The sequence below is a fragment of the Streptomyces ossamyceticus genome (genome assembly GCF_001418475.1).
Classification (GTDB): domain Bacteria; phylum Actinomycetota; class Actinomycetes; order Streptomycetales; family Streptomycetaceae; genus Streptomyces; species Streptomyces ossamyceticus.
The window spans coordinates 1-2,297 of sequence record NZ_LIQX01000874.1; the positions used below are offsets into that span (position 1 = coordinate 1).

The 2,297-nt window shown below is 71.5% G+C and carries 3 protein-coding genes; 2 read left to right on the forward strand and 1 reads right to left on the reverse strand.

What is annotated here, in order from left to right; translation table 11 throughout:
• Positions 1-168: 168 nt before the first annotated feature.
• Positions 169-393, forward strand: coding sequence for a hypothetical protein (locus AOK15_RS45425; protein ID WP_055524027.1), 225 nt, complete (start codon positions 169-171; stop codon positions 391-393).
• A gap of 219 nt (positions 394-612) precedes the next feature.
• Here AOK15_RS45425 and AOK15_RS46300 read toward each other — a convergent pair whose 3' ends face one another.
• Positions 613-909 (reverse strand): hypothetical protein, encoded by a 297-nt coding sequence (locus AOK15_RS46300; RefSeq protein WP_055524028.1) that lies wholly within the window; start codon positions 907-909, stop codon positions 613-615.
• 512 nt (positions 910-1,421) lie between these two features.
• Here AOK15_RS46300 and AOK15_RS40010 point away from each other — a divergent pair.
• Positions 1,422-1,943 (forward strand): DUF2617 family protein, encoded by a 522-nt coding sequence (locus AOK15_RS40010; protein WP_055524030.1) that lies wholly within the window; start codon positions 1,422-1,424, stop codon positions 1,941-1,943.
• Positions 1,944-2,297: the final 354 nt, after the last annotated feature.

Sequence of the window (2,297 nt, forward strand, 5' to 3'; positions counted from 1 at the left end):
CTGCGGGGGTGGCGGCGGAGGCGGCGACTGACCGCGTACCTCTGGACTTGCTCAACTCCGCTTTGAACGCCCGCGCGCACGGGCATCCCAGCGTCACGCTGGACGACGGGACGCCCACGGGGGTCGTTCCGCGGAACAACGGGGGACAACGGAAAGGGGGACGGTGCCATGGACATCGGCATCGTGGTGGGGATCGCCTGCATCGGACTGATCGTGGTGTTCGCCGTCATCGTCAGCTCCAGGAAGTCGGTACGGGCCGGTGCCTACGGCCGCCGCCGGGGAAGCTGGTGGGCCGACGGCGGGAACTCCGGTGGCGGGGGCTGCGGGGGCAGCTCCTCCTGCGGCGGAGGCTCCTCGTGCGGCGGCGGTGGCGGATGCGGCGGCGGCAGCTGAGCCGGGGGGCTCGGCGGCACCGCACGAGAACAAGGCGAGGCACCCACGGGGGGTCGCCTCGGGGGACTGAGAGAAAGAGAAGGGGGGTGGCGCCATGAACGCGATCGTGCTCGTGGCCATCATCCTGGGGGTCGTCTTCGTGGTGCTCACGACGGTCGTCGTGTCCGTCAGGAGAAGCACCGCCCGCGCCCTGCGATCGGGCAGCTACCGTACGGGCGGTCACGGCGGCGGGAGCGCCCGCCGTGGCAGCAGCCACAGCGACACGCACCACGGCAGCGACCAGAGCTGGTGGGTCCTCGGCGGGGCCGCCGCCGTCGGCGACAGCGGCTCGTCCTCGTCGAGCGACGACAGGCACTCCTCGTCCGGGGGCGGCGGTTCGTCGTCCTGCGGGAGCAGCTCGTCGTCGTGCAGCAGCTCGTCGTCGTGCGGCAGCAGTTCGTCGTGCGGGTCCTCCTGCGGAGGCGGGGGCGGATGCGGTGGAGGCAGCTGACACGGGGCAGCCGAGCTCCACGACACGAGCGCCCGCCGGGATCGAACTCCCGGCGGGCGCTCGCGTGTACGCCGGGCCGCTGATCGTCCGCAGGGGGGCGATCCCGTCGTACCTCCCGCTCCGCGGACCGCGTGCCCCAGGTGCACGCCTGGGTACGCCTGGGTACGCCTGGAGGGTCCGGTTGGCCGGTGGGCGCTCCCCCTCGTTCGCACGCCCGCCGGAACGGGAGCACGAGTAGCACTTCCATGGCAGGGGCGTACGCCTGGTTGAACAGTTGAGCTGTACAGCCCTCGAGGGGATGGAAAGCACGTCAAGTTGGGTAAAAACGCTGTGGTGGCACCACAGTTCATGATTCCCTATAAATCGCCAACGCAGCCCCCGGACGTCCCTCCCGGCAGGCCTGTCCTGGCTGACCGGACCGCTGGGACGTCGTCCCCACCCCGACCTGGCTGACCGGACCCCCACCCCCGGTGCCGAAGCGGGGTGCGCCGGACCACCCCTCTTCTTCATCTTCTTTGCGTGCTAGCGGAGCCGACCCATGCTCACGACCCTGAACACGACCTACACCGACACCCGCGCGGCCGACCTGGCGTGGGCCCTGGGCCGCGAACCGCTGCCAGCGCTCGCCACGCTCGACCTCGAACTCGCGGGCGCGAAGCTTCAGTTGAGGCTTCTCGGCGCGTCCCACCAGGTGCTCCTGGAGGAGGAGAGGGGCAGTCACTGTTCGGAGACGGTCGCCTGCATCCCTGGTTCCAGCACGCCCCTCCCGCTCGGGGTGGCCAAGAGGGTGGGCGACTGGGAGTACGAATTCGCCGCCCGCGTCGAGGTGTTGTCGCCCGGTTCCTTCGCCGGCCGCGCCCAGGAACTCCTCGCGCTCGTCTCCGACCACCCCCACGGACTCGCCGGCGTCTTCCCCGGCAGCCCTCACGCCTTCACGGCGATGCTCGCGCAGCGCTACGAGGGCCAGGTGCACTGGCGTACGTGGCACGCGTATCCGCAGGACGGCCAGCTGGTCGCGACGAGGACGAGGGTGGGGGTGCGGGTGTCGGTACCGCTGTGAGGGCGCCGGGCGCCGGGCGCCTCATGGCTCGGGGGAGCGCTGTCTGTTCGGCGGCTACGGGTGGGTGGGGGCTTGTCGCGCAGTTCCCCGCGCCCCTGAAAGACGACCGGAGCCGCGCCCCGTGCTTCTCAGGATGAAGGCCGGGCCGCAGGCCTGAAGCCTTCAGGGGCGCGGGGAACTGCGCGAGAAACCACGACGCACCCGCACCCGCCAACGACGGGCGCCCACCCGAGCCACAAGGCGCCCGACCCCAGAACCGCCGCGCGCTATCGTGCGCGCCATGCCCACCGACTCACAGAACGGAACCCCATGACACCGCTGGTCACCGCGGCGGTGCTGCTCGCCGCGGTCACC

What these genes read in the sequence shown, in the direction of transcription:
- AOK15_RS45425 (WP_055524027.1), top strand. Translation starts at nt 169, where the DNA reads ATGGACATCGGCATCGTGGTGGGGATCGCCTGCATCGGACTGATCGTG.
- AOK15_RS40010 (WP_055524030.1), top strand. Translation starts at nt 1,422, where the DNA reads ATGCTCACGACCCTGAACACGACCTACACCGACACCCGCGCGGCCGAC.